At 58.8% G+C, this 15,094-nt stretch carries 15 protein-coding genes; 8 read left to right on the top strand and 7 right to left on the bottom strand.

What is annotated here, in order from left to right; genetic code table 11:
- Positions 1–18: 18 nt before the first annotated feature.
- A complete protein-coding gene (locus PSH65_RS04800) occupies positions 19–3,006 on the top strand; it encodes a DUF748 domain-containing protein (RefSeq protein WP_305425154.1) in 2,988 nt (995 codons plus the stop codon).
- Positions 3,006–3,302 (top strand): DUF2845 domain-containing protein, encoded by a 297-nt coding sequence (locus PSH65_RS04795; RefSeq protein ID WP_305425153.1) that lies wholly within the window; start codon positions 3,006–3,008, stop codon positions 3,300–3,302. Before PSH65_RS04800 ends, PSH65_RS04795 begins: the two co-directional genes overlap by 1 nt.
- Before the next feature lie 174 nt (positions 3,303–3,476).
- Here the strand turns inward: PSH65_RS04795 and PSH65_RS04790 are convergent, their stop codons facing one another.
- Together PSH65_RS04790 and PSH65_RS04785 are read right to left on the bottom strand one after the other, a co-directional pair.
- Positions 3,477–3,833 carry a BON domain-containing protein gene (locus tag PSH65_RS04790; RefSeq protein ID WP_305425152.1) on the bottom strand — a complete coding sequence of 119 codons (357 nt, stop codon included), beginning with the start codon at positions 3,831–3,833 and terminating at the stop codon, positions 3,477–3,479.
- 317 nt (positions 3,834–4,150) lie between these two features.
- The gene (locus PSH65_RS04785) at positions 4,151–4,576 is read right to left on the bottom strand and encodes a pilin (RefSeq protein WP_305425151.1); all 426 of its coding nucleotides are present in this window, start codon (positions 4,574–4,576) and stop codon (positions 4,151–4,153) included.
- Between the two features lie 226 nt (positions 4,577–4,802).
- On the opposite strand from PSH65_RS04785, the gene pilB reads away from it, so the two are divergent.
- Genes pilB through yacG form a run of 5 tightly spaced genes read left to right on the top strand, consistent with a single transcriptional unit; the run spans position 4,803 to position 9,411 of the window.
- Complete coding sequence (gene pilB / locus PSH65_RS04780) at positions 4,803–6,500, top strand: type IV-A pilus assembly ATPase PilB (RefSeq protein ID WP_305425150.1); 1,698 nt, start codon at positions 4,803–4,805, stop codon at positions 6,498–6,500.
- A 2-nt stretch (positions 6,501–6,502) separates the two neighbouring features.
- Entirely contained in the window at positions 6,503–7,720 is a 1,218-nt protein-coding gene (locus tag PSH65_RS04775) for a type II secretion system F family protein (protein WP_305425149.1), read from the top strand.
- 1 nt (position 7,721) lies between these two features.
- Positions 7,722–8,594 (top strand): A24 family peptidase, encoded by an 873-nt coding sequence (locus tag PSH65_RS04770; RefSeq protein ID WP_305425148.1) that lies wholly within the window; start codon positions 7,722–7,724, stop codon positions 8,592–8,594.
- Positions 8,591–9,214: a dephospho-CoA kinase gene (gene coaE, locus PSH65_RS04765; RefSeq protein WP_305425147.1), complete on the top strand. Its 624-nt coding sequence runs from the start codon at positions 8,591–8,593 to the stop codon at positions 9,212–9,214. Before PSH65_RS04770 ends, coaE begins: the two co-directional genes overlap by 4 nt.
- Positions 9,211–9,411, top strand: coding sequence for a DNA gyrase inhibitor YacG (gene yacG / locus PSH65_RS04760; RefSeq protein ID WP_305425146.1), 201 nt, complete (start codon positions 9,211–9,213; stop codon positions 9,409–9,411). Before coaE ends, yacG begins: the two co-directional genes overlap by 4 nt.
- Before the next feature lie 9 nt (positions 9,412–9,420).
- Here the strand turns inward: yacG and PSH65_RS04755 are convergent, their stop codons facing one another.
- A complete protein-coding gene (locus PSH65_RS04755; protein WP_007938959.1) occupies positions 9,421–9,636 on the bottom strand; it encodes a hypothetical protein in 216 nt (71 codons plus the stop codon).
- A 63-nt stretch (positions 9,637–9,699) separates the two neighbouring features.
- Positions 9,700–10,389 (bottom strand): energy-coupling factor ABC transporter permease, encoded by a 690-nt coding sequence (locus PSH65_RS04750; RefSeq protein WP_305425145.1) that lies wholly within the window; start codon positions 10,387–10,389, stop codon positions 9,700–9,702.
- 392 nt (positions 10,390–10,781) lie between these two features.
- Between PSH65_RS04750 and PSH65_RS04745 the strand changes: the two genes are divergently transcribed.
- A complete protein-coding gene (locus tag PSH65_RS04745) occupies positions 10,782–11,024 on the top strand; it encodes a DUF2790 domain-containing protein (RefSeq protein WP_305425144.1) in 243 nt (80 codons plus the stop codon).
- 6 nt (positions 11,025–11,030) lie between these two features.
- Here PSH65_RS04745 and PSH65_RS04740 read toward each other — a convergent pair whose 3' ends face one another.
- The 3 genes from PSH65_RS04740 to PSH65_RS04730 all read right to left on the bottom strand — a co-directional run bounded on the left by PSH65_RS04740 (position 11,031) and on the right by PSH65_RS04730 (position 15,089).
- Complete coding sequence (locus PSH65_RS04740) at positions 11,031–12,299, bottom strand: OprD family porin (protein WP_305425143.1); 1,269 nt, start codon at positions 12,297–12,299, stop codon at positions 11,031–11,033.
- Positions 12,300–12,411: 112 nt separating this feature from the next.
- Positions 12,412–13,623: a benzoate/H(+) symporter BenE family transporter gene (locus tag PSH65_RS04735; RefSeq protein WP_305425142.1), complete on the bottom strand. Its 1,212-nt coding sequence runs from the start codon at positions 13,621–13,623 to the stop codon at positions 12,412–12,414.
- Positions 13,624–13,745: 122 nt separating this feature from the next.
- On the bottom strand, positions 13,746–15,089 hold the full coding sequence (locus PSH65_RS04730) for an MFS transporter (protein ID WP_305425141.1): 1,344 nt from the start codon (positions 15,087–15,089) through the stop codon (positions 13,746–13,748).
- Positions 15,090–15,094 lie beyond the last annotated feature (5 nt).

The raw sequence follows: 15,094 nt of genomic DNA, 5'->3' as shown, positions 1-15,094 counted from the left end.
CTTCGGAACCGCAAACGCATGCCATACTCCAAGGCACTCCGATTCCGACAGATGAAGCCGCACATGCCCAAAGGATTGATTCGCGCTATCGGCGCCTTGTTGACTGCCCTGGCTCTTTATAGCCTGTTGGGGTTTCTGATTTTGCCGGGCATCGCGTTGCGAATCGCCAACCAACAATTGGCCAACTACGCCACGACGCCCGCCACGATTTCGCGGATCGAACTCAACCCGTTCAGTCTTGAAGTCACCCTTTGGGGCCTGGTCATCGGCGAACCGGGCAAGGAACAAGTGGGCTTCGAACGTCTGTACGCCAACCTGCAGATCGATAGCCTCTGGACCAAGGCGCTGCACTTGTCCGATATTGAACTGGACAAACCCAAGACCGAAATCCTCTTCAGCAAGGACGGCAAGCTCAATCTGCTCGGTTTGTTCAAAATCCCCGCCAGCGAACCGACCCCGGCCGATCCGGACGCCAAACCATTCCCGCTGCGCGTGGAGCGAGTCAAACTGGCCAGCGGCTCCGTCCATTTCGAGGATGCACGGCCCAGCGAACCCATCGAATTCCTCTACGACAAACTCGACTTCGAACTGAAAAACCTCAGCACCTTGCCCGAAGACAGCGCCGACATGACGTTGGTGGCCGTCGGCCCGGCAGGTGGACAGATCGACTGGACCGGTAACTTCAGCCTGATCCCGATCGCCTCCGAAGGTAAGCTGAAAATCACCGATGGCAAGATGAAATCCTTTTGGCCCTATGTGCGCGATGCTGTGCCACTCGCACTCGAAGATGGCGTCGTCAGCCTCAGCACCGACTACAAACTCAACCTGGCCAAGGAAACCGAACTGCTGCTGAGCAACGTTGCCGTCAGCGTCGCGCCTTTCGCCATCAAGACTGCGGACGGCCGACCGCTGGCGAAGCTCGAGCGGCTGGACATCAGCGAAACCACCGTGGACCTGGCCAAACAGCAAGTGGTGGTCGGCAAGATTCGCAGCCAGAAACTGGAAACCTGGGCCGCACTCGAAGCCGACGGGCAACTCGACTGGCAAAAACTGTTCGCCAGTCAGCCGTCCAAAGCGGCCGCCAAGGCCAATGCCGAGCCGACCAGCGCACCAGCGGCGGCCGATTCGCCGAAGCCTGAACCGACCGCGCCGAGCAAGCCTTGGCAGGTGCTGCTCAAAGACGTGCAGCTACGTGATTATCAGGTGCACCTGGCCGACCGCAAGGCACAACCGGCGGTGGCGCTGGAGCTGGGCCCACTGAACCTGGACCTGCAAAATTTCGACAGCCTCAATGGCTCACCTTTCAACCTCAAACTCGACACCGGCGTGGGCAAGCAAGGCAAGATCACCGCGGACGGCGTGGTCAATCTGGCCCCGATCAGCGCCAAACTGAACGTGCAGACCAAGGACATCGACCTGCGCGTCGCCCAGTCCTACATCAACCCGTTCATTCGTCTCGAACTGCGCAGCGGCATGCTGGGCAGTGATCTGGCGGTCGACCTGAAAAGCACCGAGCCGCTGGCGTTCAACGTCACTGGACGAGCCCAGGTCGATCAACTGCATACCCTCGACACCCTGAAAACCCGCGACTTCCTCAAGTGGCAACAGTTGGTGCTCGAAGGCCTGAACTATCAGCATGGCGACAGCCTGTCGATCGACAAGGTCAACCTGTTCCAGCCCTATGCACGCTTCATGATCAACGATGATCGCACCACCAACATCGATGACCTGCTGATCCCGCAACCGGCCGATTCCGGCGCCACTACCGCCGCGGCCAAGCCTGCAGCCGGAAAAGAAAAACCGCTGGGCATCCACATTGGCGGCATTGCCATCAATGACGGTTCGGCCAACTTCGCCGACTTCAGCCTGACCCCGAACTTCGCCACAGCGGTTCAACAGCTCAACGGCAAGATCGGCACCATCGACAGCCGCCAGGCAAAACCGGCCAGCGTCGACGTCAAAGGCAAGGTCGACCGCTATGCGCCGGTGACCATCAAGGGTTCGGTCAACCCGTTCGACCCGATGGCCAGCCTGGACATCGCCACCAGTTTCAAACGCGTGGAACTGACCACCCTGACGCCCTACTCCGGCAAGTTCGCCGGTTACCGTATCCGCAAGGGCCGGCTCAATCTCGACCTGCATTACAAGATCTCCAACGGCCAGCTCCTGGCCGAAAACAAAGTGGTGGTCGAGCAGTTGCAACTGGGTGAAAAGGTCGACAGCCCGGACGCCGTGAGCCTGCCGCTGAAACTGGCGATTGCCTTGCTCAAGGATGTCGACGGCAAGATTTCCATTGAGCTACCGGTGAGCGGCGACCTGAACAACCCACAGTTCAGTGTCATGCCTATTATCTGGCAGACCCTGCGCAACCTGATCGTGAAAGCCGCCGCCGCGCCATTCAAAATGATTGGCGGGCTGGTCAGCGGCGGTGGTTCGGAAGACTTGGGCACAGTGGCATTCGCACCGGGCTCAAGCGACCTGAGCAAAGACGCCGAAGCGGCGCTGGTCAAGCTGTCCCAGGCGCTCAAGGAACGTCCGGCCCTGCGCCTGGAAATCGAAGGCACTGCAGCCAAGAGCAGCGATGGTCCGCTGATTGCCGAGCAACGCCTGGAACGGGAATACCAGTACAACTACTACAAGATGCTCCAGCGTCGCGGTGACAAGGTGCCGGCCCAGGCCTCATTGCTGGAAGTGCCGGACAGCGAGAAAGGCCCGCTGCTCGAAGGGATCTACCGCACACGCCTGAAGACCCAGCCGCCCGCCGAATGGAAGGACCTGGGCAAGGAAGAACGCAGCAAAAAAATGCGTGAAAGCGTGATCGCCTTCTGGAGCTCCAGCGAAGTTCTGTTACGTCAACTGGGGCAAGAACGGGCCAGCAGCATCAAGGATTTTCTGGTGGACAAGGGTCAATTGGCCGATGACCGCGTGTACTTCATCGACGCCAGCCTCGGTGAGGCACAAAGCGATGGCCGCGTTATCACCCCCATGCATCTGGATGCCGAGTGATGGGCGCACGTTGGCTTTTGAGCCTGGCTCTGTTGCTGGTTGCCGGCCAGACAGCAGCGGCCGATACCTTGCGCTGCGGCAGTCAATTGATCAGCGTGGGGGACAGGTCCGGCGAAGTGCTGCAGAAATGCGGAGAGCCGGTTGCCCGCGACTTGTTGGGCTACAAGCGTAGTGCCAATCGGCGGGAAGAGTTTCAGGTCGAGGAATGGACCTACGGGCCCAACAGCGGGATGTACCAGTACCTGCGCTTTGAAGGCAACCGGTTGGTTCGAATCACCAGCAAGCGTGGGAATTGAATCCACTCCCACAGTTGTTTTTGCGTTGTTCCCAATAGAACAGGCCCCGACACGAATGCCGGGGCCTGTAATGGCCACATCCTTGTGGCCTTCGCATGAACTCTCAAGTAGCGGCAGACGTATGACTCGGCCCGCCTACCGCACCTTCTCCCGGTCCAGGCGAGAAGCCTTGTTTTACTCCGATTTCAGGCCGTCAGCGGACACCGCTTTGACGCCTTTGATGTTCTTGGCGATTTGCACGGCGGTGGCTTTCTGAGCATCTGTCAGCACAGTGGTGGAAGACAGGGATACAACGCCTTTGTTGGTTTCGACCTTGATGTCGGTGCCGGGGATGCCTTTTTCGGTTACCAGGTCTGCTTTGACTTTGGTTGTGATCCAGGTATCGGAAACATCCTCTTTCGCTTCAGTGACTTCACCGGCGGCCAGCATCATGGGTGCCTGAGTCGCTTGGGTGGTCTGTGCAAATGCAGCGTTGGCCATGGTCAGGGTCAACGCGGTAGCAGTAGCGGCAGCGATAGCGAACTTCTTCATACGAGTAACTCCTGTATTTCTGGAAAGTCTGCTGCGTGTCTTGTCAGCAGGGTTACAGGAGGTAGTGCGAACGCTGTGCCAACAGCGACATAAAAAATAAAACCGTTTAAATCAACAAGTTAACCACAATGATAATTTCCGAAATCATGCAAATTGCATGACTGCGAAATTATCTACATGCAACTTGCGGGTTTTAACGCCGGCCTAAGGCCATGAATTGTCGGGGGGTTTTCTTGATTATTGGTGCGCTCCTCAAATGACGAGCAAAAAAATACCCCGCGTCGTGAAAGGCGGGGCATTGGCAGGATGACAATGGATCAAGAGCCAGCGGCAGCAGCACCAGTGCAGCCTTTAGGAGCGTATTCCTGTTCAACCGTAGTGGCGCAAGTCCAGCCGCCAGCGAGTGTGCGTGAAAGCGTAATGGTTTTGCTGAGCACCGGTCCCGGGGCATTGAGAATCGTGCAGCCAATACTGCCAACACCGGAAGAGGCGGTACCTGTTGCCGTAATCGTGCAATTGCCTGTAGTCGTCGTACCGCCGATCAGTTCGAGGGTAGGGTTGGTGCCTTGGTTGATGATGTCTTCGAAAGGCACCTTCAGTGCCGATATTTCTGCAAGGCCGGCAGTGACCTTCGCCCGCGCCTGGTACTTCGAATACTGTGGCAATGCAAACGTCGCCAGAATCCCGATGATCGCCACCACGATCAGCAGTTCAATCAGAGTAAAACCTTTTTGATTTTTCATAGACAGGCTCCATGCATGAGTCGAAATCTCATGATCTGAACAAGGCACAGCACAGGTCATGCCAAGCCGCGCGCGCCCCTGCCTGCTGGGCGCGAGATCGCGGCAAAGACCTTTCCTACTCCAAGGAACCGCACTATCTGACACTTTTTGTCACCTCACCCCGGCCGGTTTGGTTCCACTGCTTGACTAGGCTATAAGTCATTAACTGTCTGCGGCCGGTATCCCAATGAATGACATTGCCCTTAGCGGTCTGGCCAAGCAATTGGTACTGGCCGAGCTGATCACTGATCAAAGTGCGCAACAGGCGTATCAACAAGCCCAACGCAATCGAATCTCGCTGGTCAGCTATCTGGTGCAAAACAAACTGCTGAAGAGCTGGCAAGTCGCCGAGGTGGCCTCGGAGCATTTCGGCATGGCCCTGCTGGACCTCAATTGCCTGGACAAGGACACCCAACCCCGAGGGCTGGTCAGCGAGAAACTGATCCGCCAGCACCACGCCCTGCCCCTCTGGCGACGGGGTAACAAGCTGTTCGTGGGGATTTCCGACCCGACCAATCATCAAGCCATCAACGACATCCAGTTCAGCACCGGGCTGAGCACCGAAGCCATTCTGGTGGAGGAAGACAAGCTCAGCGACGCCATCGAAAAATTCTTCGACAACCCCTCCACCGGTCTGGAAGACATGGCCGATGTCGACCTCGACGGGCTGGACATCGAGTCGGTCGATGACCAGCACCAGGATTCCATCCCGGGGCAAGATACCGATGATGCGCCCGTGGTGCGCTTCGTCCACAAGATGCTGCTCGACGCGATCAAGAGCGGTTCTTCCGACCTGCATTTCGAGCCCTATGAAAAAATCTACCGCGTGCGGATGCGCACCGATGGCATGCTGCGAGAGGTCGCAAGGCCGACACAACTGGCCAACCGCATTGCTTCGCGGCTGAAGGTCATGGCCAGTCTCGACATCTCCGAACGGCGCAAACCCCAGGACGGGCGAATCAAGATGCGCCTGTCCAAAAGCAACTCCATCGACTTCCGGGTCAACACCCTGCCAACCCTGTGGGGCGAGAAGGTGGTGATCCGGATCCTCGACCCGTCCAGTGCCCAAATGGGCATCGATGCCCTCGGTTACGAACCCGACCAGAAAGACCTGTACATGGCCGCCCTCAAGCAGCCACAAGGGATGATTCTGGTGACCGGTCCCACCGGCTCGGGCAAGACCGTGTCGCTCTATACAGGGTTGAACATCCTCAACACCGTCGACATCAATATCTCCACCGCCGAAGACCCGGTAGAAATCAACATGGAAGGCATCAACCAGGTCAACGTCAATCCCAGGCAAGGACTGGATTTCGCCCAGGCGCTGCGCTCGTTTCTGCGTCAGGACCCGGACGTGATCATGGTCGGCGAAATCCGCGACCTCGAAACCGCCGAAATCGCCATCAAGGCTGCCCAGACCGGGCACATGGTACTTTCCACCCTACACACCAACAGCGCCGCGCAAACCCTGACACGCCTGCACAACATGGGGATTCAGGGCTTCAACATCGCGACCTCGGTCAGCCTGATCATCGCTCAGCGCCTGGCGCGCAAACTGTGCAGTCATTGCAAAAAGCCCATCGAGATTCCCCGCGAGGCGTTGCTCAAAGAAGGCTTTCCCGAGGAACGCATCGGCTCGTTCACGATCTATGAACCGATCGGTTGCGATCAGTGCAACAGCGGTTACAAAGGGCGAGTAGGGATTTATGAAGTGGTAAAGAACACCCCAGACCTGCAACGGCTGATCATGGCCGAAGGCAACTCACTGGAAATCGACATCCAGATGCGTAAGGACGGCTTCAACGACCTGCGTACTTCGGGCCTGCTCAAGGCCATGCAAGGCATCACCAGCCTTGAAGAAATCAACCGGGTCACGAAGGACTGAACATGGCGGTCAAAGCAGCGAAAATCAGCGTATACGCCTGGGAAGGCACAGACAAAAAAGGCACAAAAATGACCGGCGAATTGACCGGCCAAAATCCCGCGCTGATCAAGGCCCAGTTACGCAAGCAAGGGATCAACCCGGGCAAGGTGCGGAAAAAAACCGCGTCCATTTTCAGTGCCGGCAAACGCATCAAGGCGTTGGACATTGCCCTGTTTACCCGGCAGATGGCGACCATGATGAAAGCCGGCGTACCGCTGCTGCAATCGTTCGACATTATCGGCGAGGGCTTCGATAACCCGAACATGCGCAAGCTGGTAGACGAGGTGAAACAGGAAGTCGCGGCCGGCAACAGCTTCGCCGCAGCCCTGCGCAAAAAGCCCCAGTATTTCGATGAGCTGTACTGCAACCTGGTGGATGCCGGCGAACAGGCCGGCGCCCTCGATACCTTGTTGGAACGAGTGGCGACCTACAAGGAAAAGAGCGAAAGCCTCAAGGCCAAAATCAAGAAAGCCATGACTTACCCGCTGGCGGTGGTGTTCGTCGCGATCATTGTGACCGGGATTCTGCTGGTCAAGGTTGTGCCGCAGTTCGAGTCGGTGTTCTCGGGGTTTGGCGCCGAGCTGCCGGCGTTCACCGTGATGGTCATCGGCTTGTCGGAGTTCCTGCAGGCCTGGTGGTGGATGGTGCTCGGCATGCTGGGTGCGCTGGTCTTCGGCGTCCGCCATGCCTTTAAAAAGTCCCCGGGCTTTCGGGACCGGATGGACACCTGGCTGCTGAAACTGCCGTTGGTTGGCGCGCTCATGTACAAGTCCGCCGTGGCCCGTTACGCCCGCACCTTGTCGACGACCTTTGCCGCCGGGGTGCCACTGGTCGAAGCCCTGGATTCAGTGGCGGGCGCGACTGGCAACATCGTGTTCAAGCGAGCGGTGTTACGCATCAAGCAGGACGTTTCAACTGGCATGCAGCTGAATTTTTCCATGCGCACTTCCGGCATCTTTCCGAACATGGCAATCCAGATGACGGCCATTGGTGAAGAGTCCGGTGCGCTGGACGACATGCTCGACAAGGTCGCGAGTTTCTATGAGGACGAGGTGGATAACATGGTCGATAACCTGACCAGTCTGATGGAGCCTTTCATCATGGTGGTGCTGGGGGTTATCGTCGGCGGCCTGGTGGTTGCGATGTACTTGCCTATCTTCCAACTTGGCTCAGCGATCTGATATGTCCTTGAACGAATTTCTGAGTCTCAACCCGCAGGCCTTCGTGATCACTGCATTGGTGATCGGCTTGCTGATCGGCAGTTTCCTCAATGTGGTGGTCTGGCGCCTGCCGAAAATGCTTGAGCGTGAATGGCGCCTGCAGGCCCACGAGGTACTGAATTTGCCACCCGAAGTCCCTGGCCCGACTTACAACCTGATACTGCCTCACTCCGAGTGCCCCGACTGCGGCCATCGGATTCGAGCCTGGGAAAACATTCCCGTGCTCAGTTATCTGTTTTTACGTGGACGATGCTCGAACTGCGCGGCGCCGATCAGCAAACGTTACCCGCTGACCGAACTGGCCTGCGGCGTGCTATCGGCGTTCGTCGCCTGGCATTTCGGTTTCGGTTGGCAGGCCTGCATGGTGCTGGTCCTGAGCTGGGGCCTGTTGGCGATGAGCCTGATCGACGCCGAACACCAGCTGTTGCCGGACGTGCTGGTGCTGCCGTTGATATGGCTGGGGTTGATCGTCAACAGTTTCGGGCTCTTCGTGTCTCTGCATGACGCGCTCTGGGGCGCGGTGGCCGGCTACATGGCGCTGTGGACGGTGTTCTGGCTGTTCAAGCTGATCACCGGCAAGGACGGCATCGGCTACGGCGACTTCAAGCTATTGGCGATGCTCGGCGCCTGGGGCGGCTGGCAAATCCTGCCGCTGACCATCCTGCTGTCATCGCTGCTGGGCGCCATCATCGGGGTGATTTTGCTGCGCCTGCGGGACGCAAAAACCTCGACGCCGCTGCCCTTTGGCCCCTATCTGGCGATTGCCGGCTGGATTGCCTTGCTCTGGGGTGGTCAAATAACCGGCTTCTATTGGCAGTTTGTCGGTTTGAAATGAATACCCCTGTGGAAAAACCCTGGATTCTCGGTCTGACTGGCGGCATCGGCAGCGGCAAAAGCGCGGCAGCCCAGCACTTCATCGATCTGGGCGTGCACGTGGTGGACGCCGATCATGCGGCTCGCTGGGTGGTCGAACCCGGTCGCCCGGCACTGGCGAAGATCGCCGAGCACTTTGGCCCCGGCGTGCTGCAAGCCGACGGCCAACTGGATCGCGCGGCACTGCGCAAGCTGATTTTCGAAGTCCCGGATGAACGCCGCTGGCTCGAAGCGCTGCTGCATCCGCTGATCGCCGAGGAGATCGCCCACCATCTGGCCAAGGCACAATCGTCTTACGCGATTCTGGTTTCGCCGCTGCTGATCGAGTCCGGGCAGTACGCCATGACCCAGCGGGTCCTGGTGATCGATGCCCCGGAACAGTTACAGATCGAACGCACCCTGCAACGTGACCAGACCAGCGAACAGCAGGTTCAGGCGATCCTCAAGGCCCAGTCCAGCCGACAGGACCGCGTGAGCCATGCCGACGATGTGGTGGTCAATGACCGCGACCTTGCCTGGCTGCACAGCGAGGTCGAACGCCTGCATCACTTTTACCTTACTTTGCGTGGAGGCCAGTCATGAGCCAAACCCCAACCGTCAATTGTCCAACCTGCGGCGCTCCCGTCGAATGGGTCACCAGCAACGTCAACCGGCCGTTCTGTTCGGACCGCTGCAAACTGATCGACCTGGGCGCCTGGGCATCGGAAGAACACAAGATTCCGGTGGCCCCCGATGCCGAGGACGAGTTGTTCAGCGGCGACTTCGACCCGCGTCACTGACCCCGACCGTCAGGGCCGCATAAAGCCATAGTCCTGGCCCTCGTCGAGGTTCTCGGCGAGAAACCGCAACTCATCGGCCAAGTCTTCGATATTGCGTACCGCCTTGCTCTGCTGCACCACCGCACTGAGCAAGGCGCGCAGGCTCAATCCCGGATCAAAGCCCACCTCTTGCGCCACATCCAGACTCTGACGCAACTCCTGCCTGGCCCATTCATACACACTCATTTCGATACTCCTGAAGGTTTTCCGGAGCATGGATTCGGCAACGTTTTTTGAGTTTGATGTGGATCAAGATTTGGGATCGTCGTCCTTCCAGGGCGCCGAAAGGTAGCGCGTACGATTGAACGTCTCCAGCCATTCGGGGCAGAACACCACCAATGCGCTGACCACCATGCCGTTGATAAAGGCTTCCGGGAAAATCAGTAGCCACAGGTAACCGACAAAATCTATCAGCCAATAGGGCATGGCGAAACGTTCGTCGTACCACAGCAATGTGAGCGCCAGAATCAAACACAACAGGGCCGACAACGCAGCGGCAAAAAAACCGGAACAGAAGATGTACACAAAGGGATTACGCGGCTGCGCGCGTTCGACCAGGATTGCGCAGCACTCGGTGACCAGCACCGGCAGCAGAATCAACAGCGCGCCGTTGACCCCCATGGCCACCATGTCCTGCCGTCCGAGGAGCACCAATCCCGCTTGCGCGACCAACCCGCCGACAATCGCCAACGGCCAATCGAGCAGTAACGTCACCGCCGTCATACCGATGAAGTGATAGGACACGCCGGTGTCGAAGTCCCGTCGCACCAGCCAGAGCATGAACAGTGCGAACACCGTGCCGAACAACAAATGCTGACGGCGGCTATCGCTGAACAGTTCGACCCAAGGGGCTCGCGCAATGGCCCAGATCAGCACCGGAATATAGATCAGCCAACCCACTGTGAGGGTTTGGGGTGACAGTAACTCGGCACCGATCATGGCTGGGCATACTCCCTTGTCTTGCCGAAAGAGAACAGGGCTTCAGTCTACACCGCCCTTCGACTTTGCTCTGGAGGGGCGTTTTACGATTGGGGGTATATCCGTTGCTGCGGCAATGGCGGCTCTTTTCTGATCGTGTACATATCCGTTGCTGCGGTAACGGCGGCTTATGGTTTCGCTCTTACAGCGAGTCACTTTCGCGCTTTTCGAAAGTGACCCGCCGTAAGGGCGGAACCATAGGCGGTCGTTACCGCAGAAACGGATATGTACCCGATCAAAAAGAGCCAGCGATTGTTACGTTTCCTGCAAGGCTGAATCAGCCCCATGCCCCTTTATCGATAGCGGGCAAAGACTAAAATCCAAGCATCGGAATCAACACGGAGCACGGAAAGATGAAAACCTTGATCAGCCTGTTTCTGACCCTCGTCGCCACCTCGGCCCTGGCCGCCGGAAACGAGCCAGCCGCCACCTCATACAACCCGTCGCAGCCGCTGGACATCGCCAAGGTGGTTTCAGTGACGAACACCGCAACCGCCTGCGCGGTTGTGCCTGCGACCATGGAGTATGTCGATCATCAGGGCCAGACCCATCGCGTGACATACGAAGTCATGGGTGACTGCACGAGCAGCCTGTGACACTGCTCATAACAGCTTCCAGGTGTAGCTGAGGATCAGGCGGTTCTCGTCGATATCACTGCGGTAGTTGGAGCGCGCCATGACGTTGCGCACGCGGATCCCGAGGCCTTTGAGACTGCCGCTCTGCAGCACATAACCGATATCCAGATCGCGCTCGTGGTCCTTGCCTTCAAAGCCCTTGCCAGTGTCGACGTTATTACCGGTGATGTAGCGCACGGTGCTGGTCAGCCCCGGCATGCCGAGGGCCGCGAAATCATAGTCATAACGCGCCTGCCAGGAACGCTCATCGGTGAAGGCGAACTCGTAGGTCGGCACTTCGTTGCCCAATGGCGAGATGTTGGCAAAGACTCGCGGGAAAGCGCTGTCGCCGAACATGCCCTGATAGCCGACATAAAACGTGTGCCCTCCCCGCTTGGCCGACAGCAACGAGAAGAACGCCTGGTTGTCGATATTGCCCAGCAACTTTTTGCCGTCTTCACGCGAGTCGTAATAGCCAAGGTTGGCGCCCAGGGTCCAGTCTCCCAACGGCTCACTGTGCTTGAAGCCGAGAAAGCGCTGGTTGTAGATATCTTCCAGTTGCCCGAACCAGGCACTGACCGAGCTGCGTTTGTCATTGAAGGCGTAGTCGGCGCCGGCAAAGTTGAAGCCATCGCTGCTGACCTGACGCTGCGGAACATGGCCGAGCATGGCTTGCATCTTTTCGTCGCCGGCCTCATTGCGCAGGCTGGTCGAATTCAAGTGGCCGCCTTGCAAGGTCAGGCCATCGATCTCATTGGAGCTGATGCTCGCGCCCTGATAGCTGGGCGGCAGCAGACGGATATCGCTGAAGGCCAGCACCGGCAGGTTGGGTTGCAACTCCCCCACTTTCAACTCGGTCTTGGAGTAACGCATCTTCAACGCACCTTCCAGACGGCTGTAATCATTTGCCGCGCGTCCGTCATCGTGCACCGGCAGCAAACCGGTATTGACCCGGTCTGGACTGCTATCGAGCTTGAGGCCGAGCAAGCCAATGACATCCACGCCAAAACCGACCGGGCCCTGGGTATAACCGGATTTGACGTTGAGGATGAAGCCCTGCGCCCACTCTTCGGCCTTCGACTGTTGATTGGCGCCGACGATGTCCGAGAAGTCCCGACTGAAGTAGTAGTTACGCGCCTGCAAAGTGGCCGTGGTGTCTTCGATGAACCCGCCCTCGGCGGCCATCACGCCACTGGAAAAACCCGAGACGACCGCCAGGGACAACACTGAACCGGTTGCTGGAAGAATCTGTTTCATCGCTGTTCTCTTATTGTTATTGATCGACAGGTTGAAGTGCTCCACCCGTGGCGGATTCGCCGCGGGGGATGGTGAAAACGGATAAGGATCGGGGTTGCGATTACCTGCTCGGTCAGCGCACCACCTCCTGCACAGGGGTGGCTTGAGTCGCCGGCGCGGGACGCCGGGCACTCAACAGCACATGCGTGACCATGCCGAAAATCAGCCCCCAAAATGCGGCGGACAAACCAAACAGCGACATGCCTGAGGCGGTGGTGAGAAAAGTCACCAGCGCGGCTTCTCGATCACTCGGCACCGCCATTGCACCGGCCAACGCCCCGGCTATCGCCGCGAACAGCGCCAGCCCGGCCAGGGCCGCGATCAGTTCCTTGGGGAACGCCGAAAACAACGAAACCAGCGTGGCTCCGAAGATCCCCAGCACCAGGTAACACAGCCCGCCCACGACCCCGGCCACATAGCGTTTGCGCGGATCTTCATGGGCCTCGCGACCGGTACAAATGGCCGCGGTAATCGCCGCCAGATTCAGCCCATGACAACCGAACGGTGCCAACAGCGCAGTGCCCAACGCACTGCTGGCGATGATCGGGCTGGCCGGCGTTGGGTAACCGCTGGCACGCAGCACCGCCATGCCGGGAACAAACTGGCCGGTCAGCGCCACCATCACCAGCGGCAAGGCGACATTCAGGATCGCGCTCAGGCTGAACGCGGGGGTGATCCATACCGGCGTGGCCAAGCCAATCACCAGCGCTTCGCGGTGCAAATCACCGGCGAGAAACGCAATCGAACAGCCCACCAGCAGCACCATCAACACCGCATAACGCGGCATCACCCGCTTGCAGATCAGGTACGTGGCAAACATCGCCAGCACCAACAGCGGCTTGCCTTGCAACGAGACGAACAGCCCCGTGCCGAAGCTGAACAGAATCCCCGCCAGCATCGCTGCTGCAATTGCCGCGGGCAGTTTGCCGATGATCCAGTCAAACGCCCCCGACACTCCGACCAGGAAAATAATCAGGCTGCTGACCAGATAAGCGCCCACCGCCTCCGGCATGGAGATCCCCGGCAACAACGCCACCAGCAATGCCGAACCTGGTGCCGACCACGCGATGATCACCGGGACGCGGTAACGCAGGCTCAAACCGATGCCGAGCACGGCGCTGCCGATGGAAATCGCCCAGACCCAGGACGACAAGACTTCACGCGAGAGGTGCGCGGTCTCGGCGGCCTGAAAGATGATCACCAAGGGGCCTGCATAGGAAATCACCGTGGCGATAACTCCGGCGACGGCAGCAGACAGGGAAAAGTCCTGGAATAACGCTTTCATGAAACCTCGCCGCAAGACTCGTCAGGCGATCCGTGGCACAGGCCCGGTCGCTCTTGTTCGGAAAAAAGTGTGGGCGACCAGGCAGGCGACACGGCATGACGCCGTGCCGACCGCTGTCTGGTTCAAGCGCTGGTCGGCGCTAGCGTCTGGACGGCACCTTTGGCGCTGCGCTGGTCGCTGATGGCGAACACGGTCATGGCGAGGGCGGCCACCGCACCGGGCAAGGCAAACGCCATGAAGTTCAGTTGCAGCGGCAGGCTGATCCCCAGCAACGCACCGCCCAGCAGTGGGCCGACGATCGCGCCGTTGCGGCCGATGCCTGAGGCCCAACCCAAACCGGTGGAGCGAATGGTCATGGAGTAGAACTGCGCGGCGCAGGCGTACAACAGAATCTGCGAGCCGATGGTGGTGGCGCCGGCAAGGGCAATCAGCAGGTACAACACCGGCATTGGACTGTTGAAGCCCAGCAAGGTGATCGATGCAGCAGCCACAACGAAGAACACCGCCAACACGCGCGGCAGGTTGAGCTTGTCGCCCAGCACCCCGCCGCCAACCGCACCGAATATGGCACCGAAGTTGAGCACCAGCAGGAACGACAGACTCGAACCCAGGCTGTAACCGGCGTTGGCCATCAGTTTCGGCAGCCAGGAACTCAAGGCGTAGACCATCAGCAAGCAGCAGAAGAACGCCAGCCACAGCATCAACGTGCGCAGCGCACGCCCCTCGCGGAACAGTTGCAACACCGGGGTGCCAGTGCCCTTCACTTCGCTCATGTGCAACTGATCGCTGGCGAGTGCAACGTAAGCCGGATCAACCCGTTCCAGAACGTGGCGCGCCTCTTCATTGCGCCCCTGACGCAGCATGAAACCCACCGATTCGGGCAGGAAGTACATGATCAGCGGCAACAACAGCAATGGCAGCACCGCCACGTAAAACACTGACTGCCAGCCAAAACTCGGGATCAGCACGATGCCGAGCCCCGCCGAGAGCATGCCGCCCACCGAGTAGCCGCTGAACATGATCGCCACCAACGTGCTGCGGATTTTCTTCGGTGCGTACTCGTTCATCAGCGCCACGACGTTGGGCATCACCCCGCCAATACCCAGCCCGGCAATGAACCGGCAGAGACCAAACTCGGTGGGGTTACGGGCAAAACCATTGAGCACGGTAAAACCGCTGAAGAGCATTACGCACAGGGTGATGGCTTTCTTGCGGCCGATCTTGTCCGACAGCGGGCCGAAAAACAGCGCGCCGAACATCATCCCGAACAGTGCATAACTTCCCAGCGCGCCGGCTTGCAGGGGACTGAGCCCCCACTCCTTCATCAGCATCGGCAACACCACGCCGTAGATCACCAAATCGTATCCGTCGAAGATGATGATCAGGGCGCACCAGAACAGCACCATCCAGTGAAAACGGTTGAATCGTGCGTTATCGATAACCTCATGTACGTCAATCTTGCGCATGGCAT

The sequence above is a fragment of the Pseudomonas sp. FP603 genome (genome assembly GCF_030687415.1).
GTDB classification, from domain to species: domain Bacteria; phylum Pseudomonadota; class Gammaproteobacteria; order Pseudomonadales; family Pseudomonadaceae; genus Aquipseudomonas; species Aquipseudomonas wuhanensis.
This window is presented reverse-complemented; position numbering and strand designations above follow the sequence as displayed.